Source organism: Tatumella terrea (assembly GCF_039523755.1).
Lineage (GTDB): Bacteria > Pseudomonadota > Gammaproteobacteria > Enterobacterales > Enterobacteriaceae > Tatumella > Tatumella terrea.
Genome location: NZ_BAAAFX010000018.1, coordinates 129238 through 156160, shown reverse-complemented (window position 1 = coordinate 156160; position 26923 = coordinate 129238). Strand labels below are relative to the sequence as shown.

26 protein-coding genes, 1 tRNA gene and 1 pseudogene are annotated in these 26923 nt (G+C 54.5%); 13 read left to right on the top strand and 15 right to left on the bottom strand.

The genetic code is table 11. The features are described from left to right. The first annotated feature begins 121 nt into the window (after positions 1–121). Positions 122–2269, top strand: a pseudogene (gene fhuE, locus ABD035_RS13980) (ferric-rhodotorulic acid/ferric-coprogen receptor FhuE). A gap of 37 nt (positions 2270–2306) precedes the next feature. Here the strand turns inward: fhuE and blc are convergent. Then, on the bottom strand, positions 2307–2840 hold the full coding sequence (blc, locus tag ABD035_RS13975; protein ID WP_343870813.1) for an outer membrane lipoprotein Blc: 534 nt from the start codon (positions 2838–2840) through the stop codon (positions 2307–2309). A gap of 544 nt (positions 2841–3384) precedes the next feature. Here blc and ABD035_RS13970 point away from each other — a divergent pair. From ABD035_RS13970 to ABD035_RS13960, 3 genes are all read left to right on the top strand, one after another. Then, a complete protein-coding gene (locus tag ABD035_RS13970; protein WP_343870812.1) occupies positions 3385–4632 on the top strand; it encodes a hypothetical protein in 1248 nt (415 codons plus the stop codon). A 511-nt stretch (positions 4633–5143) separates the two neighbouring features. Next, positions 5144–5389, top strand: a complete 246-nt coding sequence (locus tag ABD035_RS13965) for a DUF2543 family protein (protein WP_343870811.1) — start codon at positions 5144–5146, stop codon at positions 5387–5389. Positions 5390–5721: 332 nt separating this feature from the next. Next, positions 5722–6198, top strand: a complete 477-nt coding sequence (locus ABD035_RS13960) for a cold-shock protein (protein ID WP_343870810.1) — start codon at positions 5722–5724, stop codon at positions 6196–6198. Positions 6199–6673: 475 nt separating this feature from the next. Here ABD035_RS13960 and ABD035_RS13955 read toward each other — a convergent pair whose 3' ends face one another. Beyond that, positions 6674–7372, bottom strand: coding sequence for an RluA family pseudouridine synthase (locus ABD035_RS13955; protein WP_343870809.1), 699 nt, complete (start codon positions 7370–7372; stop codon positions 6674–6676). A 215-nt stretch (positions 7373–7587) separates the two neighbouring features. On the opposite strand from ABD035_RS13955, the gene ABD035_RS13950 reads away from it, so the two are divergent. Next, a complete protein-coding gene (locus ABD035_RS13950) occupies positions 7588–8556 on the top strand; it encodes a fatty acid desaturase (RefSeq protein ID WP_343870808.1) in 969 nt (322 codons plus the stop codon). After that, positions 8549–9304 (top strand): phosphate/phosphite/phosphonate ABC transporter substrate-binding protein, encoded by a 756-nt coding sequence (locus ABD035_RS13945; protein ID WP_343870807.1) that lies wholly within the window; start codon positions 8549–8551, stop codon positions 9302–9304. The genes ABD035_RS13950 and ABD035_RS13945 overlap by 8 nt, the downstream gene beginning before the upstream one ends. 179 nt (positions 9305–9483) lie before the next feature. Here ABD035_RS13945 and ABD035_RS13940 read toward each other — a convergent pair whose 3' ends face one another. From ABD035_RS13940 to ABD035_RS13925, 4 genes are all read right to left on the bottom strand, one after another. Further along, positions 9484–10305 (bottom strand): ABC transporter substrate-binding protein, encoded by an 822-nt coding sequence (locus tag ABD035_RS13940; protein WP_343871027.1) that lies wholly within the window; start codon positions 10303–10305, stop codon positions 9484–9486. 99 nt (positions 10306–10404) lie between these two features. Continuing rightward, positions 10405–11091 (bottom strand): ABC transporter permease, encoded by a 687-nt coding sequence (locus ABD035_RS13935; protein ID WP_343870806.1) that lies wholly within the window; start codon positions 11089–11091, stop codon positions 10405–10407. Beyond that, positions 11079–11708: an ABC transporter permease gene (locus ABD035_RS13930; protein WP_212712749.1), complete on the bottom strand. Its 630-nt coding sequence runs from the start codon at positions 11706–11708 to the stop codon at positions 11079–11081. The genes ABD035_RS13935 and ABD035_RS13930 overlap by 13 nt, the downstream gene beginning before the upstream one ends. Beyond that, on the bottom strand, positions 11701–12789 hold the full coding sequence (locus ABD035_RS13925; protein WP_343870805.1) for an ABC transporter ATP-binding protein: 1089 nt from the start codon (positions 12787–12789) through the stop codon (positions 11701–11703). Before ABD035_RS13925 ends, ABD035_RS13930 begins: the two co-directional genes overlap by 8 nt. Before the next feature lie 402 nt (positions 12790–13191). On the opposite strand from ABD035_RS13925, the gene ABD035_RS13920 reads away from it, so the two are divergent. Beyond that, on the top strand, positions 13192–14751 hold the full coding sequence (locus tag ABD035_RS13920) for a methyl-accepting chemotaxis protein (protein WP_343870803.1): 1560 nt from the start codon (positions 13192–13194) through the stop codon (positions 14749–14751). Positions 14752–15354: 603 nt separating this feature from the next. Here the strand turns inward: ABD035_RS13920 and ABD035_RS13915 are convergent. From ABD035_RS13915 to ABD035_RS13900, 4 genes are all read right to left on the bottom strand, one after another. Then, a tRNA-Asn gene (locus ABD035_RS13915) sits at positions 15355–15430 on the bottom strand. 310 nt (positions 15431–15740) lie between these two features. After that, positions 15741–16115: a VOC family protein gene (locus ABD035_RS13910; protein ID WP_343870802.1), complete on the bottom strand. Its 375-nt coding sequence runs from the start codon at positions 16113–16115 to the stop codon at positions 15741–15743. A 193-nt stretch (positions 16116–16308) separates the two neighbouring features. Then, complete coding sequence (locus ABD035_RS13905; protein ID WP_343870800.1) at positions 16309–16809, bottom strand: GNAT family N-acetyltransferase; 501 nt, start codon at positions 16807–16809, stop codon at positions 16309–16311. A gap of 384 nt (positions 16810–17193) precedes the next feature. Continuing rightward, the gene (locus tag ABD035_RS13900; RefSeq protein ID WP_212712754.1) at positions 17194–17505 is read right to left on the bottom strand and encodes a hypothetical protein; all 312 of its coding nucleotides are present in this window, start codon (positions 17503–17505) and stop codon (positions 17194–17196) included. A gap of 155 nt (positions 17506–17660) precedes the next feature. Here ABD035_RS13900 and ABD035_RS13895 point away from each other — a divergent pair, with 155 nt between their 5' ends. Then, positions 17661–17879, top strand: a complete 219-nt coding sequence (locus ABD035_RS13895; protein WP_343870799.1) for a DUF7661 family protein — start codon at positions 17661–17663, stop codon at positions 17877–17879. An 80-nt stretch (positions 17880–17959) separates the two neighbouring features. Here ABD035_RS13895 and ABD035_RS13890 read toward each other — a convergent pair whose 3' ends face one another. From ABD035_RS13890 to shiA, 5 genes are all read right to left on the bottom strand, one after another. Further along, the gene (locus ABD035_RS13890; RefSeq protein ID WP_343870798.1) at positions 17960–18790 is read right to left on the bottom strand and encodes a metal ABC transporter permease; all 831 of its coding nucleotides are present in this window, start codon (positions 18788–18790) and stop codon (positions 17960–17962) included. Further along, entirely contained in the window at positions 18783–19682 is a 900-nt protein-coding gene (locus ABD035_RS13885) for a metal ABC transporter permease (protein WP_343870797.1), read from the bottom strand. The genes ABD035_RS13890 and ABD035_RS13885 overlap by 8 nt, the downstream gene beginning before the upstream one ends. A gap of 12 nt (positions 19683–19694) precedes the next feature. Continuing rightward, positions 19695–20519 carry a metal ABC transporter ATP-binding protein gene (locus ABD035_RS13880; protein WP_343870796.1) on the bottom strand — a complete coding sequence of 275 codons (825 nt, stop codon included), beginning with the start codon at positions 20517–20519 and terminating at the stop codon, positions 19695–19697. Position 20520: 1 nt separating this feature from the next. Then, entirely contained in the window at positions 20521–21486 is a 966-nt protein-coding gene (locus tag ABD035_RS13875) for a metal ABC transporter solute-binding protein, Zn/Mn family (RefSeq protein ID WP_343870795.1), read from the bottom strand. 613 nt (positions 21487–22099) lie between these two features. Further along, positions 22100–23422 (bottom strand): shikimate transporter, encoded by a 1323-nt coding sequence (gene shiA / locus ABD035_RS13870; RefSeq protein ID WP_343870794.1) that lies wholly within the window; start codon positions 23420–23422, stop codon positions 22100–22102. A 376-nt stretch (positions 23423–23798) separates the two neighbouring features. On the opposite strand from shiA, the gene ABD035_RS13865 reads away from it, so the two are divergent. From ABD035_RS13865 to dsrB, 5 genes are all read left to right on the top strand, one after another. Beyond that, positions 23799–24503: a phosphohydrolase gene (locus ABD035_RS13865; RefSeq protein ID WP_343870793.1), complete on the top strand. Its 705-nt coding sequence runs from the start codon at positions 23799–23801 to the stop codon at positions 24501–24503. Positions 24504–25149: 646 nt separating this feature from the next. Continuing rightward, the gene (locus ABD035_RS13860; RefSeq protein WP_212712962.1) at positions 25150–25428 is read left to right on the top strand and encodes a hypothetical protein; all 279 of its coding nucleotides are present in this window, start codon (positions 25150–25152) and stop codon (positions 25426–25428) included. A gap of 82 nt (positions 25429–25510) precedes the next feature. Further along, positions 25511–26425, top strand: coding sequence for a DUF808 family protein (locus tag ABD035_RS13855; protein WP_212712760.1), 915 nt, complete (start codon positions 25511–25513; stop codon positions 26423–26425). A gap of 32 nt (positions 26426–26457) precedes the next feature. Then, positions 26458–26589: a hypothetical protein gene (locus ABD035_RS13850; RefSeq protein ID WP_256437052.1), complete on the top strand. Its 132-nt coding sequence runs from the start codon at positions 26458–26460 to the stop codon at positions 26587–26589. Between the two features lie 119 nt (positions 26590–26708). After that, complete coding sequence (dsrB, locus tag ABD035_RS13845; RefSeq protein WP_212712761.1) at positions 26709–26912, top strand: protein DsrB; 204 nt, start codon at positions 26709–26711, stop codon at positions 26910–26912. The last annotated feature ends 11 nt before the right edge of the window (positions 26913–26923 follow it).

Here is a 26923-nt window from a genome sequence, read left to right as displayed (position 1 = left end):
CGGGTACCCGTACGCTTCCGGCTTTCAGGCAGGGTGAAATAATAAAATATATTTGAGGATGATAATGTTCGCTGGCAGTTGTTCCGCAAGGCGGGTTTCCCGCACCGGTCGTCTTACCCGTATGCCGGCTTTGTCTCTGCTGAGTGTTGTTATCGCCGCTGCGTTACAGGTACCGGTCAGTACGGCTGCCGACAGCGACAACAGTCAATCCACGACGCTGGTGGTCACCGGCAGCGAAAATTCCATGGATACGCCAAAGTCTGCCGATTATGCGGTGCCGGTGACCCGGGCCGCGACCGGCCTGGCACTGACCAACCGCGATACGCCGCAGTCGGTCAGTGTGATCACTCAGCAGCGGATGAAGGACCAGCAGCTGGAAACGCTGAACGATGTACTGAATAACACCACCGGACTTTCAGAGTCTAATTCCGGGGCTAACCGCAGTAACTTCTATTCCCGTGGCTTTATGGTGGATAACTATCAGGTCGACGGCGTTCCGGTACTGGTGGATTCATCCTGGAATCTGGGCGATACCCTGTCGGATACGGCCATTTATCAGCGCGTGGATGTCGTGCGGGGGGCTACCGGCTTAATGACCGGTGCCGGAAGCCCTGCCGCGTCGGTGGATATGGTCACCAAACAGGCTGACAGTAAAACCTTTACCGGGGATCTGAACACCAGTTACGGCAGTTGGGGAAATCAGCGCTATGTCGCCGACCTTTCCGGGCCATTGAGTGAGTCCGGGAATGTTCGCGGGCGGGTGGTGGCCGGGTATCAGCACAGTGGCAGCTGGCTTGACGACTATCATACCTAAAAGAAATTCCTCTACGGTGTAGTGGACGCGGATCTGAGTGATGCAACCACCGTGTCGCTGGGATATGACTACGAAGAAACCCATGTTAACGGGGCGACCTGGGGCGGGCTCCCCACCTTCTATCGGGATGGCAGCAAAACCAGCTATGCCCGCAGTACCAATATCGCGCCGGACTGGGCTTACAATGATGTGCAGTCGAAACGGGTGTTTACCGGTCTGAAGCACAACTTTGCCAATGGCTGGCAATTCACACTGAACGGCAGCCATACCGAAGCGACCATGGACAGCAAGCTGCTGTATATCGACGGGTATTTCGATAAGAATACCGGGCTGGGGATCGGGCCGTATGCCGGCTATGACCTGCTGGGCGGCACCGGAGACAATACCGCGAAACGCAGGGAAAATGCTGCCAGCGCCGTGCTGAACGGCAACTATGAGCTGTTCGGACGTCAGCACGAACTGATGACCGGTGTGACGTATATCCGGCAAAATAACCGCTATTACAGTGCCTATACCAATCTGACGTCAGCAGACGTCGGTGACTTTAATGACTGGGGTAATTATCCGGAGCCGGACTGGGATCCGCAGACACTGGCCGGAGATGACACTATCCACCAGAAGTCAGCCTACCTCGCCACCCGCATTTCGCTGGCTGACCCGCTGCATATGATCCTCGGAGCCCGTTATACCCGTTATACGGCGGATACGATGACCGAGAATATGGTGAAGAATAATATCACGCCGTATGCCGGACTGGTGTATGACATCAATGACACCTATTCTGCCTATGCCAGTTACACCTCTATTTTCAAACCGCAGACCTACCGCAATGCCGACGGCGCGTATCTGAACCCGGTCACCGGGAAAAGTTATGAAACCGGGCTGAAAGGTGACTGGTTCAATAGCCGCCTGACGGCAACATTGTCTCTGTTCCGGATGGAGCAGGATCATTTAGGGGCCACAGATTATGCGCTGGTGAAAGGCAGTAATGATTATGCCTATTATGAGCAGAACGGCACCGTCAGCCGGGGGGTAGAATTTGAAGTCAACGGCGCAGTGACGGATAACCTGCAAATGACCTTCGGTGCTACCCGCTATATCGCCAAAGATGGCAGCGGAGCCGCACTGAATCCGACACAACCGCAGACATCGTTTAAACTGTTTACCAGCTACCGTTTACCTGTGTGGCAGGATCTGACGGTGGGTGGCGGTATCAACTGGCAGAACCATACCTGGGACAGCGTGGCAGGGCCTGACGGCGCAACAAACCTGTATGCCGACCAGGGGAGCTACGCGCTGGTGGATCTGTTCAGCCGCTATCGCGTGACCCGCAACCTGTCGGTACAGGCCAACCTGAATAACCTGTTCGACAAGACGTATAATATCGATGTCGGTCGTAATACTGTCTACGGAGAGCCGCGTAATATCTCCGTGTCAGCCAGCTATCATTTCTGATCTCTCTGTTAAATGCCCCGTCAGGGGCATTTTTATCTCAGGACGCGGGCTGGCTGACATTAATCAGCTTGTCGACCGGGAAGCCCAGTTCCTGTGCCAGCGTGATATATCGCTGCCTGACCTCCCGGGGCATATCAGGGGTACGGGATAACAGCCACAGATAGCCGCGGTTCGGCCCGCTGACCAGCGCATAGCGATAGTCATCATCAAGGGCAATGACGTTATAACCACCGTAGAAGGGACCGAAAAAGGAGACTTTCAGCGCGGCAACGTCACGGGCACCGGTGAAAAATGCTTTTCCTTCACTGGCTTTCCAGCGTTTCGATTGCGGATCGTAACCGCGGTTCACCACACTGATCCCACCATCGCTGCGCTGACCGTAGGTCGCTGTGACCTGCTGCAGACCGCGCTCAAAGCGGTTATCCAGCCTGGCCACTTCATACCACTTACCCAGATAGCGGCTGGCGTCGAAATTACCGATTGGCGTAACCCCTTTCGGCGGGACCGGGGACTGACATGCGACCAGCGTCAGCGATAAGGCAACCCCTGTCAGTACGGGCCATACTTTCATCATCACTCCTGTTTATTCCGGGATTATTGACCGCCCTCACTGCGGTGCTCCTTCGTACAGCATAGCATCCGCAGCGCGCCGGGCCAGCGAAACGCGCTGAAAATCTGGCGTGTTGCGCGGGGTACGGACTGCCCGCCCCGGGGGTGGATCGCTCCGGCCTGTGACCCGCCACTCCCCGTGGCGGCGGACTGCGGACCGGTAAAAAACCGAACATCCACCGTCATCGCCCCTGACCGGAAGGCCGAAAGCGGCCCGTATCATGCAGATCATAAACTGAGTACCCGACAGAAAAAGTATTTCCCCGGGATCTCTCACCTTTGCCGGGACGATGGCCTGCATCAGGCCGTGGCCGGACCCGATGCCAGTCATGCCACGGTTTGAGATCTCCTCTGTTCTCAGCCGGTGGGGTGCCATAAGGAAAATCACCCTCCGTCGTCAGCGGGTAACCGCCGGGTTGTGCTGCTGACCGGAGAACAGCATCCGGTGGAATCTTCCTGTGCGAAACCGCCACACTGAGGAGAGACAGATTCCCGGAGGGTTAACGATGACAGACACTATTATTTCTCAGCAACTGACCGTAAACGTTCCTGCAGACTATGCGGATATCCAGTCGGCACTGGATGCGTTTGCAGACAAAATAATCACCGGGGGGGTGAATATCCAGGTCGCGGATGGGGAGTACCAGATAACCGCGCCCCTGGTCTCGCGTATTCGTGATTATGACAAACTCACCTTGCGGGGCAATGAGCAGGATTGTTCGAAATGCGTGTTATATATTGATAACTCAGCCAATAAAGACGGTTTTTTGTTTGAAAACGGTTTCGGAATTTCCTGGCTTAACGGGTTTACTCTGGCCGGGGTGAAGGGATGGACCGCGTCCGGGGTCTGGAATGATCAATGTTACGGGGCGGGGATTCGGGCTACCGGCGGGGGCACGGTGATCCTGGGGGCGGCGCTGAGTATTACCAAAATGTATTATGGCATCCGTGCCATGGATGGCGCATTTATCTCCAACGAAACCGTACCACAGTCCGGCCAGCCCGGGGGCGGGATTAAGGTCAGTAATGCGGGAGATGTGGCGTTTCATGCCTACGCGGCAACTCTGAAGGTAAATTGTGCCGAAGCCTGGTATACCTCGCACAGCAGTGAGTCGCTGGGGTTTGGGTTCTGCGCCGAAGCGGGAGGGTTCCTGCAGTGTGAGTATGCTGTTTCCGGGGGGAATGAACGTGCCGGTTTCTATGCTCTGACAAACGGCACTGTCTGGGCCCACGGGACGACGGCGCAAAACAATCGTTACGGTGTACTGGCCTGGGGAGGAACGATCGAATGTAATTCTCTGGGGGAGTATACCTCCTCGTTTTCTCTCAACTCTGAGGCCGGGATCTATGCGACCTATAACGGGTTTATCGGCGCCAATACGGCCTGGTGCTTTCAGAATACCCACGGAGTGATGAGTGACAACGGCGGTCTGGTTGATATCACCTATCTGCGCAGTGAGAATAATAGCGGAAACGGATTTTACGCCCGACAGCGGGGAATGATGACCGGGGGATACTCCACGGCACAGAATAATCAGAATAATGGCTACCATTGTGAGTACAGCAGCTGTATGGCGGTGAGTCATGCGGTCGCGAACGGTAATACCAACCACGGATTTTATGCCCTGAAAAACAGCGGGATCTATTGCGAGGGGTTTGGCGGGACAGGTAATGGGTATTTTTGTTCTCCGGTGCAGATGAGTATCAGCGACAGCACCGGAAACAGTGAGGCTTATATCGACGATACCCTGTGAGCCGGCTGCGGCGGGAGGGGATCGGATATACTCTGTAGTCCGCGCCTGAGCCCCCGGTCAACTGTCGCGAGCCACCTGCGTGGCTTACGCGCATTTTCAGAGCCGGGGCGCATTGATGCCAGAGAGGAGGACGACCGTTCCCCGGATGACCTCCGCCCGGAGCCGGTTTGAGGTATCCCCATGAACGATGAAAAATGTTGCTGCGATCCTTACCCGGCTGGCCTGCAAGCCAGCGGGCAATCAAGGGCGACGCTTTGAATGTTCTCCGTCGTGCAGTCTCTGTTACAGGTGCTGGCGGAAGATCCATTCGCGCAATGGTTCAATGGTATAGGCAATACGAAAGGGGACTGGCAGCGGATCTCCGCGCCGGTACGGTGTTTTTTTCACCAGATGGAGCAGGTTTTTTCGCGCACTCCCTGACTGCAGGGCAGAAAAAGCAGGAATAATGGTATTATCGTCAGCAGCGGCTGCAGGCAGTCGCCGATATCCACTCTTACCCCGGGAACAGATTATGAATAACGACGTATCGCTTAAATATTATGACATCGTGGATGAGTACGCGACAGAGACCGAAACAGCTGTTGCCGAAAATGAGCGTGATGCACTGGCACATTATTTTCAGTTGCTGATCACCCGTCTGAATGACAATGAAGAAATCAGTGAACAAGCCCAGCAAGAGATGGCCCGCGAAGCAGGCATCGCCGCAGAGCGAATCGATGATGTCGCAGATTTCCTCAATCGCTGGGGCAATGAGTAATCACTGTCTGCATAGCTGTTAAGCGTCGGGGGTGACTTCCGCAATCCCTGGCCTGTCCTCACCAGGTATGGTCTGAGCCAGGCTCTCCTGTCTTCTGTTGCGGGAGATCCCGGCGGGCCGATTTATCCGCCACTTTTCCGGCGGGCTAATAGCTGTTTTGATGCAGCCAGGGTGAAGAGGATGCTGATTGACGGTGCATTTTCCCTAAAAATCACCGCTTACCACCGATTTTCGTAGTACAGACGCCAAAGACGTGGTCATTAGCGGCATTGTATTTTACACTGCGCGCTACGAAACTGAGTAGACAGAAGATTAAGCAGGTACTGACAGCGATGAACGGAACGATCACAACATGGTTCAAAGATAAAGGTTTTGGATTTATCAAAGATGAGAATGGCGATAACCGCTATTTTCATGTGATTAAAGTCGCTAATCCTGATTTGATCAAAAAGGATGCGTCGGTAACTTTTGAGCCGACCACCAATAATAAAGGCCTGTCCGCGTATGCGGTGAAGGTGCTGCCGCCAAGCCAGTACCTTTATATTGCCGGTGAGCGGGTGAAACTGACGTCGATTCGCTCCTTTGTCGTTTATAACGAAGAAGTGCCTGCCGATGCTCCGTTGGATAAAGAAAAAAATGTCCTTTCTGTGGGCGCACTGCTGAGTAATATCCGGCCGAAATCTGATATCAAGCCAGGTGAAATGCGTTCACTGAAAAAGCTGGCGATCACCACCTTCCAGGGAAGTACATTGATCTATTCGGAAGATGAAATCGATATCGATTACACCGTTAAACTGCTTAAAGTCTGATACGGATCTCCCGGTGTTGCCCTTCTGCGGCTGCACCGGGGGCGCTGAATCACAACCCGCCGCAGGATGCCACCTCTGTCCGCCGCGGCAGGGGCATTACGTTTATTCTGCGCTGACAAGGTGAAATCTGCAGGGAAAACTATCTCCTGTCACGCTTGCCTGGCAGCAACCGATTGATATTTTCCTGACTGCCTGACTGCCTGACTGCCTGACTGCCTGACTGCCTGACTGCCTGACTGCCTGACTGCCTGACTGCCTGACTGCCTGCCTGACTGCCTGACTGCCTGACTACCTGATTTGGGGCCTGGTTAACCGATGGTCTGAACCGGACGGCGGTGTTTCTGTTCTGAAAGGTCTGAGTCAGGTCCGTGAATAACTGCGGCCCGTCAGGCCCTGATGACCGGTACAGATTCTCTGCAGGCAGGCTGCAGGCGGGTCTGCGGGAAGCTTTGTTGCCAGGGGCAGGCTTCCGCCGTCAGAAGGGCGCAGGGCAGTGGATCTGCAGAGGGGTGCCATTATCCGGGTGAATAATATTCAGGCCACTGGCGTGCAACATCATTCGCGGGACATTTTCGGTGCCCGGCAGCTCTTTTCCTCCGTACAGATCACATCCCAGAATAGGATACCCTGCGGACTGACAGTGAATGCGTAGCTGATGTGTTCGCCCGGTTTCAGGCAACAGATCGACACGGGTCACCGGCACCCCTTGCTCCGGTGACAGTGGATAAGTGAATCGTCCGGTCACCCGGTAACGGGAACGGGCAGGTTTGCCATGCACTTCACACAGCGTCATGCGCGGAAACCGTGCCGGATCTTTTGCAATCGCGGCGGTGATCACGCCTTCATCCTCCGGCAGATGGCCGCAGAGCAGTGCCGTATAGCTTTTACTGACAGTACGTTCACTGAACTGCCGGCAGAGGGCAGCATTAATACGTTTATTACGTGCCACCACCATAATACCGGACGTCCCGAAATCCAGCCGGTGTACCAGCGTGCAGCCGGGAAACTGCTGTACCAGCCGGTAATGCACCGAATCATAGTTTTCCGGGTTTTTGCCGGACAGACTCAGCAACCCTGCGGGTTTATTGATCATCACCATCTGCTCATCCTGCCAGAGGATCTCAATCTCATCCGGGCATGGCGGGGCAATAAAAGTATCAGTAATTTCAGTCATCGGATCACCGGAAAAATCATCGGGGACGGAGTGTAACCAATTTTACAGAGTCAGGCGACTAATCCTCTTTTTCGGCCGTCGAACGGCAGAGACAGACCGGGCCTCAACGCAGCAAGATCATCGAATTACCGGAAATGCTAATGACTTCTATTGATTTGTCTTTCCCCTGCCAATCATCGATATTTTACTGAATATTATTCTCTCTGACAGGCGATATGGCAGATAAAAAGACGGTGTATCTGAACCTCCGGCAGCAGGTCTGGGTTAAACAACAACAGGAACGCTGGCTGTGGCGCAGTGAGCTTCCGACCTGGGGACTGATAGTCGCTATCTATGCGGGCTGGTTCGGGGTGTTTGCCCTGCACAAGACGCTGGGACTGTTACTTACCACACTTATTCTGATCTGGTTCACGGCCTGGTATATGTCATTACAACATGAACTGATCCATGGCCATCCCACCCGGTATCGCTGGCTTAACCAGTTATTCGGGCTAACGCCACTGGCAGTGTGGTTTCCCTATGGGTTATACCGCGATTCCCATCTGGCCCATCATCGTAATGAATCACTGACCCATCCCGGGGCTGATCCGGAAACCTATTATTTTTCTGCCGGGGCGTGGCAACAGTTTGGTCCTGTACAGCGGGCGATTATCCGCCTGCGAAATATCTTTCCCGGCCGGTTACTGATCGGCCCGTTAATCGATATTGCCCGCACACTAAAACAGCTGTTATCCGATATCTGCGGCTTACGCTTCCGCGCGCTGGGGATGTGGGCAGTTCATGGCAGCCTGTTACTGTTGGTGTTTCACTGGGTAAGGTTGCATGATTTTTCGGTGATCTATTATTTACTGGCGGTCACGTATCCGGCGCTGGCACTTACTAAAGTCCGGTCGTTCTTTGAACATCGTGCTGCCGACGATCCGGCCGCACGCTCAGTCATTAATGAAGCGGGTGTGGTCTGGCGATTACTCTTTCTTAATCTGAACTATCATTCGGTACATCATGATCTGCCAGGAGTGCCCTGGTATGGGTTACGAAAACTTTACCAGCGGGACCGGGAAAATTATCAGCATAAGAACCAGGGGTTTGTGGTCGCCGGGTATCGTCAATGGTGTAAACACTATCTGCGTCAGCGGGTGAATGTTGAAGTCCATCCGTCAGAGCAGGGAGGGGAGCATGATTAGTCTGCCCATGTATGACGTCTGGCCGGAAGATACGCAGTCACTGACGCGTGAAATTCAGCACCGGTTGCGGCTGCAGGGGTTTGCGGATAACGAGACACGGCGCGTCCGGCCCGGGGATCTGCTGGCGCACTGGCAGTCCGGCAGGCTGTTACTCTCTCAGGCCTGTGGTTACCCGCTGGTGACGCGGCTGGGCAGTGTCCGTGCCGTTGGCTGCTTTCATTATACGGCTGCCGGCTGCCACGGTCCGCAGTACCGTAGCTATTTTGTGGCCAGACTGGCTGACCGGCACAAAACGCCGGAAGATTTTGCCGGACAACGGCTGGTCTGTAATGCGCCGGACTCACAGTCCGGCTATAACGTGTGGGTCAGCCGGTTAACGGCGGAAAAACCGCTGACCGGCTTTTTCTCCGCGGTCAGCTTCAGCGGCGGCCATCGCAATTCCTTACAGGCAGTCCGGCGTCAGTCCGCCGATATTACCGCCATCGATTGTGTGTCGCTGGCTTTGCTGCAACGGCATTTTCCGCAGGAATCAGAAGGGCTGGTGATCGTCGGCGAATCCCCGTTGACCCCGGGGTTACCGCTAATCACTGCCGGCCATACGTCAGATAAGCAACTGGTCCTCTTAAGAACAACGCTACAGGCAATCGTCAGTGACCCGTCCTGCCGGCCACTGTGTGATCGTCTGCTGATTCAGGGCTTCAGCGCTATCGAACGGCAGGCGTATCCGGCGGTCCCGGGGGCGGTTTAACCGCGGCGGAGTTTAACGGAGGGTGGCTCAGGGGAAGGGTCATCGTTGTCCGTGAACATTGCCGCTACGCCGTACTGGCAGGCCCGACATTTCTGCCGCCCCCGGAGAAGCGGATATGGGCCGCCGCGTCCCTGTGATGGTGGCCGGGCAGACGGACCGCGTGACCGCTGCCCTGGTGATTAAAGATTGCTGTTGACCCAGTCACCGGCCACCGTTGCCGGATCGTTGTGCTCAATATCCACCTGTTGGTTGAGTTTTACCAGCGCGCTGTTATTCAGTTTTGCCGACACCTCATCCAGAACTCCGCTGATCTGTGGGGTCAGGACCGCTTTTCTGACCAACGGCACCACGTTCTGGCTGGGTTGTTCATGTTTATCATCCTGTAACACCACCCAACCCTCTTTCGCCAGGTTCCCCTGGGTGGACACCACGGTGGCGACATCAATGCGTTTAGAATTCAGCGCCATCCGCGATAACGGCCCACCCATATCCAGCGATTCAAAATGCTTAAACTTAATTCCGTACACCCGGGCCAGACCCGGTAAACCCAGCGCCCGGGTGGCGACTTCCGGTGGCCCTCCCACCACTAACTGGTCAGACACTTTCGCAAGGTCTGAGAGTGTTTTCAGATGGTATTTTTTTGCGGTATCCGGCCGTACCGCCCAGGCGGTGGTGGACTCCGCAGACGAGGCCTTCAGCAAGGTAAACGCTGACGGTAGTGCCTTCTTCAGTGCTGCCTCCACATCCTGTTGTCGGGTGACTTTTGCCTGCGGATCGTAGTAATTCAGTAATGCACCCAGATATTCCGGCACAATATCTATCTCGCCACTTTTCAGTGCCGGGATGATGATTTCGCGGTTGCCGAGATTCAGCCGGGCCTTCACCTCAATGCCTTTTTTTTCCAGCGCTTTGGCATAAATATTGGCCAGCACCGATTGTTCTGAAAAATTTGCACCACCGACCGTCAGGGGTTGCGCAAATACCTGCGCTCCGGTCAGCATCAGGCTGGCACCGAGTAACGACAGGCTGAATGTTTTGCCGGTTAACGACAGTTTTTTATTCATAGAGACCTCAGCAGTAAAGGGAACGGGGACAACCTGTTATTTCTGATAAGAAACGGGTGATGCATGTTTAAAAAACAGACGCCGCAGGGCCATCAGCAGCACATCGCAACCGATGGCCAGTAGCGAAACAATTAATGCGCCGGAGATGACCTGCGGGATATCCTGTTGTCCAAGCCCGTCGATCAGAAAGCGGCCCAGTCCGCCGGCCCCGGCATAGGCAGCTATGACCGCGGTAGCGATTAATTGCAGCAGAGCGGTACGAAATCCGGCAAAGATCATCGGCATCGCTAACGGTAGTCGCAAAAGGATCAGGCTTTGCCAGCCGGTCATCCCCATCGCCCTGGCCGCATCACATAGCCGTTTATCCGCATAGAAAATACCGGCATAGGTGTTGGTCACTATCGGCGGGATTGACATCGCGACCAGCGCGATAAATATCGGTAAATCGTTAAAACCAATCAGCAGAATAAACAGCAAAATCAGACCCAGTGACGGAATGGCGCGGCCGGCGTTAAACAGGTTGATAAACAGAAAGGCCATTTTAGGGCGGTAGCCGAGAAAAATGCCCACCGGCACGCCTATCGCCGTGGCGATAACGATACTTACCGACACGTACCAGGCGTGTTCGGTGATCCGCTGCAGAATGCCTGATTCCCCTGACCAGTGTGAGGCGTCGGTCAGCCAGTGAAAGGTAGTAATGAAAATAGTGGTTAATTGTTCCATGGCGTAATCCACTGACCAGTCCGTGCAATCACAAAGTCGAAAATAAACGACAGCACCAGGCTGAGCAGCAGGCTGACATAGATCGGGGTCAGGAAATCCTGGTTAAAGCCCGCCAGCAGTAACTGACCCAATCCCCCCTGGCCGATCAGCGAGGTCACGGTCACCAGTCCTACCAGGGTCACTGACGCGATTCTGAGTCCGCTGATCACGGCCGGCAGGATCAGATAAAATTCGACATCAATAAACCGGTAAATCCGCGTATAGCCCAGTGCTCTGCCGGATTCCAGCACATCTGCAGGGAGTTTTTCCATGCCTGCCAGTACATTGCTGAGAAGGATCAGCAGGGAATAGAGGGTCAGGCCTGTCACGGAGGTGGTAACGCTTAATCCGGTGAAGGGTATTAATAAAATAAACAGTGCCAGTGAGGGAATGGTAAACAGCACGCCGCAAAATGACACTATCGGCTGCGCCGTTTTCGGCCAGCGCAGGATAATCAGTAAAAACAGTGCGGTCAGCAACGTACCGAAGAACAGTGAATAGAGCACCATCTGTGCGTGCTGCCAGCTGAGCCCGAGGATCATTGACTGATTATCTGCAATCCATCGCCAGTCAATCATAGGTGTGTTGCTCCCCGTGGCGGTGCAATACCTGGTTCAGTAGCGCCAGTGACAGGACACCGCAATAGCGACCCAGGGCATCGGTCCTGACCAGCAGGCCAGCCGGTGCCGTCAGTAACTGGTTGCAGGCATAACGCAGGCTGTTATCGGGGCCGATGGTCTGCGGAACCTGTTCCGCGTCCTGCGTAGCGGGGGACTGCCAGCGGACAGGACGATGATCGTCATCCAGCACCAGGCCGAAATCGCTGTCAATCTGTGAAAAGGTCGCTGTGATGGGAGTCCCCCGCTGGGTCATCAGCCGGACATCATAACGCGGGACATCCGCGACCCGAAGGCGTTCAAGACGACGCAGATTCGCCTCCGGCCCGATAAACTGGCGTACAAAGTCACTGGCCGGGTGAGCCAGAATTTCATCCGGTGGGGCAAACTGTACCAGCTCGCCGCCCTGCCGGAAAATAGCAATTTTATCACCCAGCCGGAGTGCTTCATTAATGTCATGGGTGACCAGTACAATGGTTTTTTTCAGCCGTTGCTGAATCTCTAATAACTCACCCTGCAGTTTATCACGCACTATCGGGTCAATGGCCGCGAAGGGTTCATCCATCAGCAGAATAGGGGGATCGGCCGCCAGCGCTCTGGCAATAGCTACCCGGCCCTGCTGGCCGCCGGAAAGTTCATGCGGATAGCGTTGCAACAGCCGCCTGTCCAGCGACATCAGGTCAACCAGTTCATCGATCCGGTGGCGGGTTCGAGCTTTATCCCAGCCGCAGAGGCGCGGTACAGTTGCAATATTCTGTGAGACAGTCCGGTGAGGGAATAACGCGGCGCTCTGCATCACAAAACCGATATGTCGCCTGACCTGGATAATATTGCTGCCAGACAGTAAGACCCCGCCGACCCGGACCTGGCCGGTGTCTGGACTATCCAGCTGATTAATCATACGCAGAATAGTGGTTTTACCGCACCCGCTCGGGCCGACAAAGGTACAAAATTCACTTTCGTTGATCACCAGGTTTAAATTTCTGACCGCAGGCTGATCGCTACCCGGATACGTTTTAGATATTTGCTCGAGTCTTATCATGTCCCGGTGTCACTTATAAGGTGAATATAATAAACCAGTATAGGTGAGATAGTAGTGACGCGCTGCCCCGGGGCGAAATGCCGAATAGTTGTTTATAAATGCAGATAGTGGCAAAGACCGGCCTTCAGAGAGACCGGACGGCCGGTCACCACAAGCTGGCCCGATAGCTGACCCTGTACGGAGATCTTATCGCCGACCGCAGGGACAGTATTCAGGAACTAACTCATTAATTTAATAGCATATTATAGGTTGGTAATAAATATGGATAGCAATGATTTAAATGTGGAGCTTCATAGAATATCAAGGTTGTCCTGAGGAATTATCAATAATAATTCTCTAAAGCCTCAGGAAATCGGGTCGATATCCTCCGGATATATTATTCTGTTCTGATAAAAGGCTTATATGACTATCACACAGCGGTTATTACTGGCATTTACTTTGCTGGCGCTATCTCTCATCTTAATGGTTGCCGTTTCTCTTACCGTGATTTCCGGGTTTCAATCCCGCTTTGAATATGTTCAGGATAATGCGATAGCCAGTATTAAGGATCTTAACCAATTGCTCAGCAATAGTAATCAGCTGGCCATTGAGTTGTATCGTCATCAGACATCCTCATCGAAGGATAAGAAGGAAGTTGCCAAAAAAGCGCTTAACGGTATTGTGGGTAAACTTAAAACGCTGACGGCGTATTACGAGGCGAACGATATTTCCAGCGAAGAAGATCGGGTAATGATAAAGAAGGCTATCGTTGATGTCGACGCGATCCGTTCCACGCTGCCCGCTTTTTTCGCTGCTTCTGACAGAAATGATAATGTGGCATCACTGGCGGAGATGAAAGGTGAAAATGGGGTGGGGGCGCCGACGAGAGATTTAGAGGCAGGATTAAAAAAACAAATTGATTTAAATATTCAGATTGGCGACAAGCTGAGAGTAATCAATAAACGAATTTATGCCGGGACATGCTGGATAATGACCACGGTGTCTCTGGGTATCATTCTTGTGCTTGGGTTCTTTTCGATTCGTATCATCCTGGGGATCAGGGACAGCCTGAACAGTATGCAAAATACGATGGCTGACGTCAGCAATAGCCTGGATTTAACACGACTGGTTCCGGTACTCAGAAATGATGAGATCGGACAAACGGCTTCCGCATTTAACCATCTGCTGAATAAGGTCTCCGCAACACTGATATCGGTAAACCATTCCGCACAGTCTGTCAGCACGGGTTCTACACAAATCTCCGCGGGCAACGAGGACCTCTCATCACGTACCGAGCAGCAGGCGGCATCATTGGAACAGACGTCCGCAAGCATGGCGGCGTTAAGCGATACAGTCAGGCAGAATGCACAGAGTGCAGTGCAGGCCAGCGAGCTTGCGAACAATGCGAATCAGCTATCCAGCCAGAACGGCGAGGCCGTCAGCCGGATGCTGCAAACGATGTCCGACATTCGCGTCAGTTCGGCTAAAATTTCCGAAATTACCGGCCTGATTGAAGGTGTGGCCTTTCAGACAAATATTCTGGCGCTTAACGCGGCGGTTGAGGCGGCGCGCGCAGGTGAACATGGCAGAGGGTTTGCAGTGGTGGCTTCAGAGGTCCGTAATCTGGCACAGCGATCTTCATCTGCTGCGCGTGAAATAAAAGACCTGATTTCACTTTCTGTTTCTCAGGTTGAACAGGGACTTGAACAGGCCACTCAGGTGGGAGGTAATACAGAAAATGTCAGCAGTGCCATTCAGCAGGTCGCTGACCTGGTCAATGAAATTGCCACGGCAACCTCTGAACAGAGTGCAGCTATTGAACAGGTGCATCTGGCTATCGGGCAGATGGACGAAGTCACACAGCAGAATGCCTCGCTGGTGGAACAAGCCTCCACGGCATCACGATCGCTGCAGGAACAGGCGGAAAGCTTATCTGGCCTGGTCTCTTCGTTTACTCTCGAAGAAACTGTAAATTATGCCTAGGCAGCGGACGTGGTGCTGCTCTGACCGATGCGATATCGTCTTCAGACAGCGAATCGCCTGATAAGCGGGCCGGGTGCCGTCGGGAACAGGCGATATACTTAACCTCTCCCGGTGTCTTCCACCGGCGCTGATTGATCAGCGCTTTTCCGCGAGTTGCCGTCAGACCCTGCCTGTACCGGCATTCAGCCGATTCACTTATCAGGTCTCCCCCGTAAAAGAGCCATTGCGATTTCCGGTTTTGCTGTCGGGGAGCTGTAATGCGTGAAAGATACCCCCGACAGAAACACCGGAACCTTTAACTGAGCCGGGCACGTGCCGGGCAGGAATATGCGGCCTCAGCCCCTCAGAACATCAGAATACTGAGTTATCCTGCGGATCAAAGAGGCTGATTTCATCGGTGAGGTGGGTGTCAGGCCGGTATCAGCGACAGATCCTATGGCTTTTCTGCTCTGACTCAGTAACACTGGTCCCGGTTTAGCGTAACAGTCTCCGGTCAGGCGGATAGGTTCATAGTGAACAGAGACACGCTGTTGTTGGGAAGGGGTAATACCGGCAGAAAAGCAAAAAACCCGCTTAAGTTTCCTTAAGCAGGTTTCTTAAATATGGCTCCTCTGACTGGACTCGAACCAGTGACATACGGATTAACAGTCCGCCGTTCTACCGACTGAACTACAGAGGAATTGTCGTGAAGACGGGGCGAATATTAACGAGCCACGAGGGCCTTGTCAAAGCACTTTCGTCATCTTTGTGTCCGTATGCCGAAGATTTCACCAGAAAGGCCGTAAAACAGACTATTTGTGTTTTTACTGCGCAGAACGGCACAGGCTTGCCGGCAGGCCAGTGAGGGAGGTGGCCCGGCTCGCCTGACCGGTGATGCGACGGATCACCGGTCAGGCGATCGACACAGGCGCACTTTATTACCGCCAGGGACTTTCATAGATGGCGCAGTGTCTGCTGCGCGGCCTCAGGCGAACCTGCACATCCCTGGCTCAGAGGGTTTGCTGAGCATAGGCACAAAGTTTATTACCGTACGGGTCCCGCAGATAAGCGATAAATTTACCATCTTTACGCAGGTGGGGGGGGCTTTCGGCCGATTTTCCGCCGGATCCAACGCCTGCCTGGTGCCAGGCCTGAACATCTTCTGCACTGTTTAGCAGGAACCCGATAGTCCCGCCATTGGCATAGGTTGCGGGTTGACCGTTTATCGGCAGGGTAATAATGAACCGCTGGTCTCCCTTACGGTAAAAGGGACGATTAAGGGCGTCAATACCGGCATCATCAATGCCGGTAAAACGAAAAATAGCATCATAAAATTTTTTAGATAGCTGAAGGTCATCAGAACCCACGACCACATGACTGAACATAATTATTGTCTCCTGAAATATCAGATCCGTTTTTTTTCACTGATTGCCGGACCGCGATGATCCGCTATATTTCCGGCGGAACCTTTTTTCACCGCCTGTTGTACCCGTATTGCGTGCCCGGCCACACAGGACGCACTGTCACGCCTGAATTGTCAGGCAATGATGAATGACTTCCCCGGCAGGCGGAGACCCGTTACCGGGATAAATCTTCGGTGGCAGGGTTGCCGTCTGCCTGTTGTACCATACGGATATATTGCAGCCCTTTTTTTTCGAACGGTGCTGAGCAAGGTGAAAAGCCCCGCTTCCGGTAGAAATCTGCAGCACTCAGTCTGGCATCCAGTTCAAAGCGCCGTGCGCCTTCCTGTGTCAGCAGTGCGATCACCTGGTTCAGTAACGCACTGCCGGCACCCTGGTGTTGCCATTCCGGCAGAGTGGCAAATTTACGTATCTGCCAGCAATGTTCCTGCTGATAAAAAACAGACAGGCAGCAGATGAGGGTCCCTGCATGGGTGATCCCGAAATGGCGGGCAGAGTCATCCCCCGGCACGCGGGAAAAGGACAAAGGTTTGTCCGGCCAGAGCACGCGTTGTCTGAGTGCCAGACAGTGTGTGTAGCTGACCGGACCCAGGGTGGTCGTGCTGTCAGAGAACGAATATTCACCGGTCCCGTTTTCGGCCCGGGGGGGTATTAACATCTGCCGGCTCCTTTCTGGCGCGGTATCACCGTCACGTGGCAGAGATTCCTGCTGTATACAGGCTGAACAGTCGATACCAGGCGGGTTGCTGATAGCTTTTAATATCAGTGCTGACGCCGAAAGTAAACCAGGGATCATGCACCGGTCAGGTTAACCAGAGCGGTGAGGGACAGGTAACAGTGTTGAGATGCCGGATGGTATGGGTAGCTGAGGGGACAAGGTACATCCGTCTACCGATGTCTCCGGCTCGCTGCCTTTCCTCGGTGCGGCAAAGGGATGACTTTGATGAAGCTCTCACCGTCTGACAGGGTCGCACGGCGACTGAGGGCGGGACTCACCGGGGGACACGACGGTTGCGCCCGGTCAGGCCCGCCATGACGAAGGTCAGCCGGATTTTTCGCTGATACCTGCCATAAACTGTGAGCAATTCGAGCCGGCAGAAGCGGCATTGATCTGTTGCTGATCCAGCCGGAACGCGCTGATGACCAGTGAGTTCTGCAGTTTTTGGGCGGTTAACTGCCCCAGCGTACGGACCTGATCAGGGGCCAGCAGGTGGTTATCCACGGCAACATTCAGTACCGAGCAGGTAGAGTTAATAATATTAAACCGGGCAACGGTGGCATTATTCACAGAGAATCCCGCCACGCCGCCAATCACCATCAGCCCGACCCACAGTAATATTTTTTTCACTTTCATTGTTATTGCCTCTTCGTCGATAAGCTGACAATGTTACCTAAGATCTGTGCTGACGTAATAAAAAATCTTATATCTTTCCACTGCCCGGCGGAATATTCATTGCCCTCAGACAGCGGTACCGGCGGCTATTGAGTATGACGAAACAGGGAGGAAAAATGCTGATTTATAGTGTATTCGGACGATATATCGGGGTACGGCGTGAACAGGACCGCTGGCTGGTGTTTCGTATCGATATGGCAGAGCGTAAATATTCAAGGCTGCGGGAGTGTGTTATTCCGGACACCCTGACGGAAGATGAAATCCCCCGCTGGCTGGACGATATATTCCATGAGTCAGCCACGGAAAAGCATCCGGAGGTTATTCGTATTGAATAAGTCAGGTCGTTCTGTGGCGTGGCCTTTCCCTCCGTGAAGAAGCGGGAGAGACAGGCCAGAGCCCTGACCCGGCAGGCGGATCACCGGCCGGCGTGTGACGCCACTGGTGGCGGCAGGGGGTGTGTTGTCTGACGTCGCCCCGAATATATCCGTTCAGCGAGGTACAGTAATGCGCCCAGCGTACCGACAAAGAAACCTGGCGGCCAGTCAGTCAGCCAGGAGAGTGCTATCGCACTCCAGACGATGATCAGAGCCACCGCGACGGAAAGCAGTAAGGCAGGGAGCGGCCGCCGGCTCAGTGAACGGGCAATCGCCGGAGGTGCAATCATCAGGCTGAATACCAGAAGCGATCCGACAACCGGAACGGCGATGCTGGTGGTCAGGGCCAGCAAGGCAAGAAAGCCGAATTCGGTCCCCCGCACCGAAACACCGCGTACCACCGCCAGCTCAGCGGAGAAGGAACTGAGCAGCAAACGCCGGAACAACAGAATAATCAGTAACAGGGTCATGATGGCCGCTAACCCGAGCGGGACCAGCTGTGCCCGGCTGATACCCAGTAAATCGCCAAATAGCAGTGAATAGACCGAGCGGGAATAACGCCCGCTCAGGCTAAGCAGGAGAGTACCTGCCCCCAGCAAGGTCACCAGGCAAAGCGCGGTCGCGACTTCATGACGGTGCTGGCGGCCAAAGCTATTGATCCCCAGTGCGCCAATCGAGGCAAACAGCAGAACGCCATAGAAGGGGTTAATCCCCAGCAATACCGCCGCAGCGGCACCGGGGAAGGCTCCCATCGGCAGGGCATGGGCGGTAAAAGATGCACCGCGCAGGATCACAAAAAATCCGACCATGCCGCAGACAATGGCGACCAGCGTCGCCGCGGTCCAGCTGGTAAACATAAAACCGCTAAACATATTTTCTGTTCCTGAATCTCTGCTGGCGCGAACCGGCTTGCGGCACAATGATCCGTGCGAGGACGCCGCTCATCGCCCAGGCGATAAAAATAATACTGACGATAAAGAAGCTGACCGGCCAGCCCTGACTGTGAGGCCAGTAGAAGCTTTCATACGCCAGCCATACGCCCAGCCAGACGGCTGACACCCCGGTGATAGCGGAGAGCACGACGGCAGACAGCGGCGAGCGGGCAAATTTAAGCGCAATCGCGGCCGGCCCGGTCAGTAACGCCGTGGATAAGATCGCTCCGACGGTCATGGACGATAAGGCGACGGCCAGCGCCAGCGCAGACAATTGCAATACGCCGATCAGTCTGACATTGATGCCCCGTATCCTCGCCAGATCGGGGTCAATGGCACACAGCAATACCGGGCGCCAGATGAGCGATAACAGCAGCAGCGCACATCCTGCCGTCAGCAATATCCAGGGGATAATCGATGCCGGTAATGTCCAGATGGAGCCGAACATCACCGACAGCGTTGCGCCGGAAGCATTCTGTTTTTTGACCGCCAGCCAGAGAAACAGTGCAGAACAGCCCAGTCCGGCACCGAGGACAATGCCAGTGGACAGGCTCCGTTCCCGCTGGCGGCGCGTCGCACTGAGCTCGATACCTGCAGCCCCTGCCAGAGCCATCAGAATAAAACCGGCCAGCGCATTCATGCCCAGTAAAAAAGAGGCCGCGCCGCCGGCACTGCTGATGTCAGACAATGCATGCCCGGCAAAGGCATGACCGCGCATTAATGCAAAGACCCCGGTGACCCCGCAGACGATGGCGGCACCACCGCCAACGGTCAGTGCGGTCTGTACGGGAGTACTGCTGAAAAATCCGTGGCTGATAAATAAGGAGAACATCCGCGTCGTCCTTCAGGGAACAGAAATAATATGTGGCGGCTGACATGTGTCCGCTTCAGCTATAGCGGGATCACCGGCCACCACCAGAATACGGCCGTGTACCCGGATAACATCGATATGATAGCCGTAGAGCTGACTCAGCACGCCGGTACGGATAACCTCGCCGGTCGGGCCACTGGCCGCCCGGCCGTTAGCCAGATACACCACCCGATCCATGGCCGGTAATAGCGGGTTGATATCATGGGCGGAGAGCAGCACAGACACTTGCTGCTCACGGACCAGTCGTTTGAGCAGACTGACTATCTCAGCCGCTGCGGCCATGTCCAGGTTCGCCAGAGGCTCATCCAGTAACAGCAGGCGCGGACGACGGATCAGTGCATGGGCAATTAACACCCGCTGTTGCTGCCCGCCGGAGAGGCGGCCAATCCGCTGTCCTGCAAAAGGCAGCGCATCCACCGCGTCCAGTATTTCATCGATACGCTGCCGGTCGCGGCGGGGACGCAAACTTATCCCGGGCCGGTGACCATCCAGACCAAGCGCAACGACATCGCGGGCAGTGAGAGGAATATCCGGATCCAGACTATTCTTCTGCGGCACATAACCGACCGCAGAGATCCCCTGCCTGACATTACCACCATTGAGCGTGATCTCCCCGGCTGAAAAATCCTGTAAACCCAGTAGCGCGCGAAACAGGGTGGTTTTTCCGCAACCGTTCGACCCGATAAGGCCACAGAATTCCCCGTGGCCGATGTCAAAACTGACATCCTCAAGTACCCGTCGGCCAGGGTAGTTAACCCCCAGCTGACGGACACGTAATACCGGTGAGACGCAGATCATGTCACTGTTTACCCGCGATCAGTGATTCGGTAGACACCCGATCACTCAGCGCCTTCCGCAAGGCACTGACTTCAGCCAGCATCCATGACTGATAGTGATAACCGGGTTCCGGCATCGTCTCATACACACCCACCACCGGAATCTGGTTTTTGCGCGCCAGCGCCAGGAAATGGCTGGTGATCGGGTCGGTGACCTGCTGGTTATACACAAAGACCCGCACCTTCCGTTGTGCCAGCAATTCATTCTGTTCACTGACTAGCTGTGGCGCGGGGTCGATATCATTCATAATGCCGTATTCCAGTGCTGCAGGGGTGAGGTTCTGAGTCCCCATCGCTTTCAGCAGATAGTCGGCCACCGGCTCAGTCACGGCGACCGGGGTAGCAGGAAAATCGCGCTTAAAGGCAGTGATTGCTGCATTGACCGGTTCCATGGACTGTCGAAATTTACCGGCATTTTGCCGGAACTCTGCCGCATGTTCCGGCATTTTACTCGCCAGTTGTTCAGCAATGGCATCGGCAACCACAGGCATGGTCTGAGGGTCATACCACAAATGCGGGTTGGCGGTATCCGCGGGTAATTTCAACAGTGAGTGGACATTGATTACCTGACGCCCGGCATTCGGTGAAGCCGCAATCAGTTTGTCTGCCCAGTCATCATAACCGGCGCCGTTTTCGACAATCAGGGTGGCATTCGCTATCTGACGGGCAATGCCGGGGCTGGCTTCAAACGAGTGCGGATCGGTATTCGGATCTGAGATTAGCGAGGTGACTTCCACGTATTTGCCGCCAATCTGGCTGATGATATCTGCGTACTGATTTTCAACACCGATAGCATGGATATGAGGGTGAGGGGTCTCTGCGGCCAGGGTCTGCGGGCTGACACTCAGCAGAGCCGTCATGGCAGCCAGTACTCCCATCGCGTTGAGCCGCAGACGGCTCCCGCGCGGCGCTGTGTTTTGTTCACTCATTGCGTGTTTTGCTGATTTCCTGCTGATATGCATCGTGATCCCCATCCTGAATTCGCAGATATAAATGTAATGTTATAATATAACAATTGTTGTGCGGGCTAATGCTATACCATCCGGAGAGAGTGTCAAGGGTTTGACGGTAAGTGCGAATAAATTTCCATCTCCGGGGCGCGGAATGGAAACGGCGCTTCACGGGTCCCGGCAGGCTCAGCGCACACAGAGTCGCGCTGAGCAGCAGTGTAACGCCTTTCGGACAGTGGGATTTTCTCCGCGACCTGTGGTTCGTAGCGATAAGGTCCGCATACGTCTGGCGGCGCAGAAACACCGGGTATCTGTGAAGTCTGCAGAGGTTTTTTTACGGGGTAATGGCGGCGGGGCGGCGTAAGCCGGCCACTTTCAGGGGCTGAGCAGTCCCCCTCTCCGTCAACCCGGCAGAAGATGTTTAAGACACATCCTGTACACACTGCATCAGTGTGCCATGACGGCGGAATATAACGGAACCCGTCCTGTGGAATGACGATTTCTATGCGGTGAAGGACAGTAAAAACAGAAGCGGGAGAGAGATGACTCCCTCAGGCGCACAGGCCAGAGGGAGCAGGGCCGGGATTCGGGGTCAGGCGCGGCGGGGTTTCATAAAAATTGCGACCAGCAGGGAGATAAGACAGCCGGCCGTCAGATAGAGTGCCACACTGTGCCAGGCACCTTCTGACCAGGTGACCAGCGCCGCGGCGATAAACGGTGTGAAGCCTCCGCCGACCACGCTGGCAACCTGATATCCGACGCCGGCGCCGCTGTAACGGTAGCGGGCACCGAACATTTCGGTAAACATTGGCTGCTGAACACAGACCACCATATCGTGAGCAATATTCGCCAGCATCAGGGAGAAGAAAATAATCCCGGCCACCGAACGGGTTTCTAAGGCCATAAAGAACGGAATCGCGCTCAGGGTACCGATGAGCGCACCGGCGATATAAATGCGTCTTCTGCCATATTTGTCCGCAAGCCAGGCAAAACAGGGAATGGTGATGCAACTGACCGCCCCCACCAGCAGACCGATATTCAGAAACAGCTCGCGCGATAACCCCAGACTCTGGGTGGAGTAGTTCAGGGCAAAGGTCGTCACGATGTACATCGTCAGTAATTCACATAACCGCAGCGCGATAATCTGCAGGAAGGCGCCCGGGTGACGAAGCATCGCCTGGATCACCGGCAGACCGGCAGAGGCTTCCGGGGCCGAGGTCTGCTGTAGTGTCGCCTGTTCAAACTCTTCAGACTCCTGCATACCACAGCGGATCCAGAGCGCGATGGCCACCAGTAATACACTGAAAATAAACGGCAGACGCCATCCCCAGCTCAGGAACTGCTGATCGCTGGTAAAGTGGCTGATCAGCGAAACCAGCCCGGTCGATAGCAGCAGTCCGACGCCGTAGCCCACCTGAACACCGCTACTGTAGAAGGCTTTCTTCTTCTCGGGGGCACTTTCGACAGACAACAGGGCCGCGCCTCCCCATTCGCCACCAACGGCAAAGCCCTGAATGGCGCGCAGTGTGACCAGCAGCACCGGAGCCAGCCAGCCTATCTGATCAAACGACGGCAGCAGGCCAATGGCCGCGGTCGCACACCCCATGATCCAGACGGTCAGCATCAGCATACGTTTTCGGCCCAGCCGGTCACCGAAATGACCGAAAATAATGCCCCCCAGCGGGCGGAACAGAAAACCTACGCCAAAGGTGGCAAACGCCGCCAGCGTTCCCATCGCAGGGCTTATCTGTGGAAAAAATGCATGGTTAAACACCAGAGCCGCGGTGATGCCGTATAACAGAAAGTCGTACCAGTCGACAACGGCACCGGCGAAACTTCCCCAGGCTGCCCGCTTCGCCCGGGACAGCGCATGGAGAGTATCCCCCGGGCGCTCTGATGTAAGTGTTGAGTCCATAATTGTCCTGCCAGAAATTAGTTTTTATTATCACAGAGGCATGTTATTGGCCGTGGCATTCGGATGTCACTGAGGCCGGAAAGCATGCAGGGGTTAGAGACTAGCGCGACAAGCGGTCTGTGAAAACAGTTTTACTAAAGATTCAGGCAGAAAATATAAAATAAAGTTATAACGCCCCGCAAAATTGTGTGATCCCGCAGGCGTCAGTGTTTTTCGCTGGCTGAGATATGCTAACCGGCCGGAAATACAGGACAAATAACCGGCAGGATATTGAGTTTGTTACATTAAAAGTGACAGGATAGCAGGCTCAGACAGCAAAGCTGTCATATGCTTAATGCAGGACAGGAGTGTGATGGTCAGACAGAGGAGCAGCAGGATGAAAAAATTAAGTGACTGGCAATCAGCGTTTGACCAATGGTTTCGGCTAAACTGGGATCATGAAGATAAAGCACACGATCTGGCACATTTGCAACGGGTATGGGCCAGCGCACGTAAAATTATGCAGGACAGTGATGCAGACCCGCTGGTGGTGCTGACGGCCTGTTATTTTCATGATGTCGTCAATTTACCGAAAAACCACCCTGAACGGCACCTGGCCTCGGGCTATGCGGCGCGCGAGACCCTGAGAATACTGGCGGCTGATTTTCCTGACTTCCCGCAGGCACTGTATGCGGCTGTCAGCCATGCGGTGGAAGCCCACAGTTTCAGTGCCGGAATCCCGGCCCGTACGCCCGAAGCGAAAATTGTTCAGGACGCGGACAGACTGGAATCACTGGGAGCCATCGGGCTGGCGCGTGTCTTTTATACGTCCGGGGCGCTCGGTCGTCCGTTGTTCGACAGTCAGGATCCGTTCGCCCGCGAGCGTCCGCTGGATGATACCCGCTGGGCACTGGATCACTTTCAGACTAAATTACTGGGGTTACCGGCGACCATGCATACGGACGCCGGCAGAGCACTGGCGGAGTATCATGCTGCCTTTCTGGTGGAGTATATGGCCCGTCTGAGCGATGAACTCTTTCCTGAACAGCAACCTGCCGGAGAGATCCGCCGGGAATTTATGGAACGGTTAAAACCCTCCTGAAATCCCGTCAGCCCCGGCCCATGGCCAGGGGCTGACGTCCCACGTCGGGCCTCCGTCAGCTTTTCAGCGATATCACATCTTAACGGACGCCATTTATCCCGGGCCGTCCGGACATCGGCGGCAGAAAACGACTATCCGGCGTCTGATGACAGGTGATTCCCCGGGCACGATACTGTGACGGCCCGACAGAACATCAAACACAGCCTCTCAACACGACAGCGCAATAGCAACGATGCCCGGCCTGTTATTTATTGATTTTAGCCGGGCAGATCATCCCCCTGGCACGATACTGTGACGGCCCGACCGAATATCAAACACAGCCTCTCAACACGACAGTAGAACACCAGGGGTCTCCGGCCTGTTATTTATTGATTTTAGCCGGGCAGGTCATCCCCCGGGCACGATACTGTGACGGCCCGACCGAATATCAAACACAGCCTCTCAACACGACAGTACAACACCAACGGTATCCGGCCTGTTATTTATTGCACGGCGTAACACCCCTGCGCTATCCGCAAGGGATAGCGCAGCAGAGAGATCACGACGCGGCTCCGGGCGATAAATCCCTTGCCGGAATTTGCGTAACCCCTTAACAATTGAGTAAAGTGACGAACGATAATCTACACTCACTCTCAGGATCTTAATGATGGCCAGTATCAAACTGACAGTCAGGCGGCTTTACGCCTTACAGAATGAGCGGATGGTGAGCACCCGGGCCACAGCCAGTATCTATGTGGGGGATCAGTTGATTGCCAGTGAAGAGATCAGCGGTCTGACGGAAAGCGCTGTCAGCAAATATATCCATCATGAGTTACCTGCCGGTCAGCCGGTCAGGGTTGAGTGGCAGACGCCAGGTATTGCCGATATGACGGTCACCGAAGTCGAGATCTGTCCCTGCTGCCGGCACGAACCTCCTGAGCTGTGAGCTACGACACTGCCATGATGACCGGTCCCGACATACACAGATCCTCTGCGCGAGCGGATAACAGATAATAAAGGAACATCCTTTGGCCGGAACCAGCTTACTTGCATTACTTGATGATATTTCTACCTTACTGGACGATATTTCCGTGATGGGAAAGGTCGCGGCAAAAAAAACGGCCGGGGTGCTGGGGGACGATCTGTCGCTCAATGCCCAGCAGGTGACCGGTGTTAAAGCTAACCGCGAGCTGCCGGTGGTGTGGGGGGTGGCGAAAGGCTCCTTCCTGAATAAAGTGATTCTGGTTCCGCTGGCGCTGGTGATATCTGCCTTTGCTCCCTGGCTTATCACACCGCTGCTGATGCTGGGCGGGGCTTATCTGAGTTATGAAGGGGTGGAGAAAGTTCTGCACTGGTTAACCGCGGATAAGCAACGTAAAAGCCCTGAACAACGTCGCAAACGCTTAGAGACACTGAGCCAGCAGGATGCAGTCAGTTATGAGAAAGACAAAATCAAAGGGGCGGTACGAACCGACTTTATTCTGTCTGCTGAAATTGTGGCGCTGACGCTGGGGATTGTCGCTGAAGCACCGCTGCTGAATCAGATTCTGATCCTGGCCGGGATAGCGATACTGGTGACGGTGGGCGTCTACGGTATTGTGGCGTTGATTGTCAAAATTGATGACCTGGGATACTGGCTGGAAGAGAAACGCTCTGTGGTCGCCCGCAAGATCGGTGCGGCATTGTTGTTTCTGGCGCCTCTGTTAATGAAGGTGCTGTCTGTTGTCGGGACGCTGGCGATGTTTCTGGTCGGCGGGGGAATTGTTATCCATGGCGTTCCCTGGTTGCATCATGTGTTAAGCGGGGTAACCCGACATACCCATGGCATGCTGCTGACCTTACTGAGCGATATTCTGGCCCCGCTGATTGTCGGTGCCATCATTGGGTCGATTGTGCTGTTACTGGTAAAACTGTTTGGAAAATTGACCGGTAAGCAGGTATAACAGCGCTCAGCAATCAGTACAGGAGAATGATGATGAGTGACGATATTTTTGAATTTGACATTGATGCACAGCTGGCCGACGCTGAAGCCAAAGCTCAGGAAAAAGCCAGTGCCGTTCCTGTCAGTACTGAAGATGAAGGCGACTGTGAAAGCTGTAAGATCTGATACCGGGACGCACTGAGTCAGCGTGCTATACTCACACAGGACAACCAGCCGGTTGTCCTGTGTTGTTTCCGGCGTCCGGCGCGGAGTGCAGGGGCGCTTTTCGGTAAGGAGTAACCGTCATGCAGGTGGATGAATGGGTCAGTGTTAAAACGGCCGGCGGATCACCACGGACAGGGAAAGTTCTCGCGGTCGAAACGTTCAGTGAAGGGATAATGTATCTGGTGGCACTGGAGGACTATCCGCGAGGTATCTGGTTCTTCAATGAAAATACGAGCGCTGAGGGGATCTTCGTTCAGCCGGCGCAGGCTCCGGCAGGGGGATAACCGGTGTCCTG

Excerpts from the sequence above, each read along its gene's own strand:
- blc (WP_343870813.1), bottom strand. The coding sequence starts at position 2,840 with ATGAAAGTATGGCCCGTACTGACAGGGGTTGCCTTATCGCTGACGCTG.
- ABD035_RS13970 (WP_343870812.1), top strand. The coding sequence starts at position 3,385 with ATGACAGACACTATTATTTCTCAGCAACTGACCGTAAACGTTCCTGCA.
- ABD035_RS13965 (WP_343870811.1), top strand. The coding sequence starts at position 5,144 with ATGAATAACGACGTATCGCTTAAATATTATGACATCGTGGATGAGTAC.
- ABD035_RS13960 (WP_343870810.1), top strand. The coding sequence starts at position 5,722 with ATGAACGGAACGATCACAACATGGTTCAAAGATAAAGGTTTTGGATTT.
- ABD035_RS13955 (WP_343870809.1), bottom strand. The coding sequence starts at position 7,372 with ATGACTGAAATTACTGATACTTTTATTGCCCCGCCATGCCCGGATGAG.
- ABD035_RS13950 (WP_343870808.1), top strand. The coding sequence starts at position 7,588 with ATGGCAGATAAAAAGACGGTGTATCTGAACCTCCGGCAGCAGGTCTGG.
- ABD035_RS13945 (WP_343870807.1), top strand. The coding sequence starts at position 8,549 with ATGATTAGTCTGCCCATGTATGACGTCTGGCCGGAAGATACGCAGTCA.
- ABD035_RS13940 (WP_343871027.1), bottom strand. The coding sequence starts at position 10,305 with ATGCTGACCGGAGCGCAGGTATTTGCGCAACCCCTGACGGTCGGTGGT.
- ABD035_RS13935 (WP_343870806.1), bottom strand. The coding sequence starts at position 11,091 with ATGGAACAATTAACCACTATTTTCATTACTACCTTTCACTGGCTGACC.
- ABD035_RS13930 (WP_212712749.1), bottom strand. The coding sequence starts at position 11,708 with ATGATTGACTGGCGATGGATTGCAGATAATCAGTCAATGATCCTCGGG.
- ABD035_RS13925 (WP_343870805.1), bottom strand. The coding sequence starts at position 12,789 with ATGATAAGACTCGAGCAAATATCTAAAACGTATCCGGGTAGCGATCAG.
- ABD035_RS13920 (WP_343870803.1), top strand. The coding sequence starts at position 13,192 with ATGACTATCACACAGCGGTTATTACTGGCATTTACTTTGCTGGCGCTA.
- ABD035_RS13910 (WP_343870802.1), bottom strand. The coding sequence starts at position 16,115 with ATGTTCAGTCATGTGGTCGTGGGTTCTGATGACCTTCAGCTATCTAAA.
- ABD035_RS13905 (WP_343870800.1), bottom strand. The coding sequence starts at position 16,809 with ATGTTAATACCCCCCCGGGCCGAAAACGGGACCGGTGAATATTCGTTC.
- ABD035_RS13900 (WP_212712754.1), bottom strand. The coding sequence starts at position 17,505 with ATGAAAGTGAAAAAAATATTACTGTGGGTCGGGCTGATGGTGATTGGC.
- ABD035_RS13895 (WP_343870799.1), top strand. The coding sequence starts at position 17,661 with ATGCTGATTTATAGTGTATTCGGACGATATATCGGGGTACGGCGTGAA.
- ABD035_RS13890 (WP_343870798.1), bottom strand. The coding sequence starts at position 18,790 with ATGTTTAGCGGTTTTATGTTTACCAGCTGGACCGCGGCGACGCTGGTC.
- ABD035_RS13885 (WP_343870797.1), bottom strand. The coding sequence starts at position 19,682 with ATGTTCTCCTTATTTATCAGCCACGGATTTTTCAGCAGTACTCCCGTA.
- ABD035_RS13880 (WP_343870796.1), bottom strand. The coding sequence starts at position 20,519 with ATGATCTGCGTCTCACCGGTATTACGTGTCCGTCAGCTGGGGGTTAAC.
- ABD035_RS13875 (WP_343870795.1), bottom strand. The coding sequence starts at position 21,486 with ATGAGTGAACAAAACACAGCGCCGCGCGGGAGCCGTCTGCGGCTCAAC.
- shiA (WP_343870794.1), bottom strand. The coding sequence starts at position 23,422 with ATGGACTCAACACTTACATCAGAGCGCCCGGGGGATACTCTCCATGCG.
- ABD035_RS13865 (WP_343870793.1), top strand. The coding sequence starts at position 23,799 with ATGAAAAAATTAAGTGACTGGCAATCAGCGTTTGACCAATGGTTTCGG.
- ABD035_RS13860 (WP_212712962.1), top strand. The coding sequence starts at position 25,150 with ATGGCCAGTATCAAACTGACAGTCAGGCGGCTTTACGCCTTACAGAAT.
- ABD035_RS13850 (WP_256437052.1), top strand. The coding sequence starts at position 26,458 with ATGAGTGACGATATTTTTGAATTTGACATTGATGCACAGCTGGCCGAC.
- dsrB (WP_212712761.1), top strand. The coding sequence starts at position 26,709 with ATGCAGGTGGATGAATGGGTCAGTGTTAAAACGGCCGGCGGATCACCA.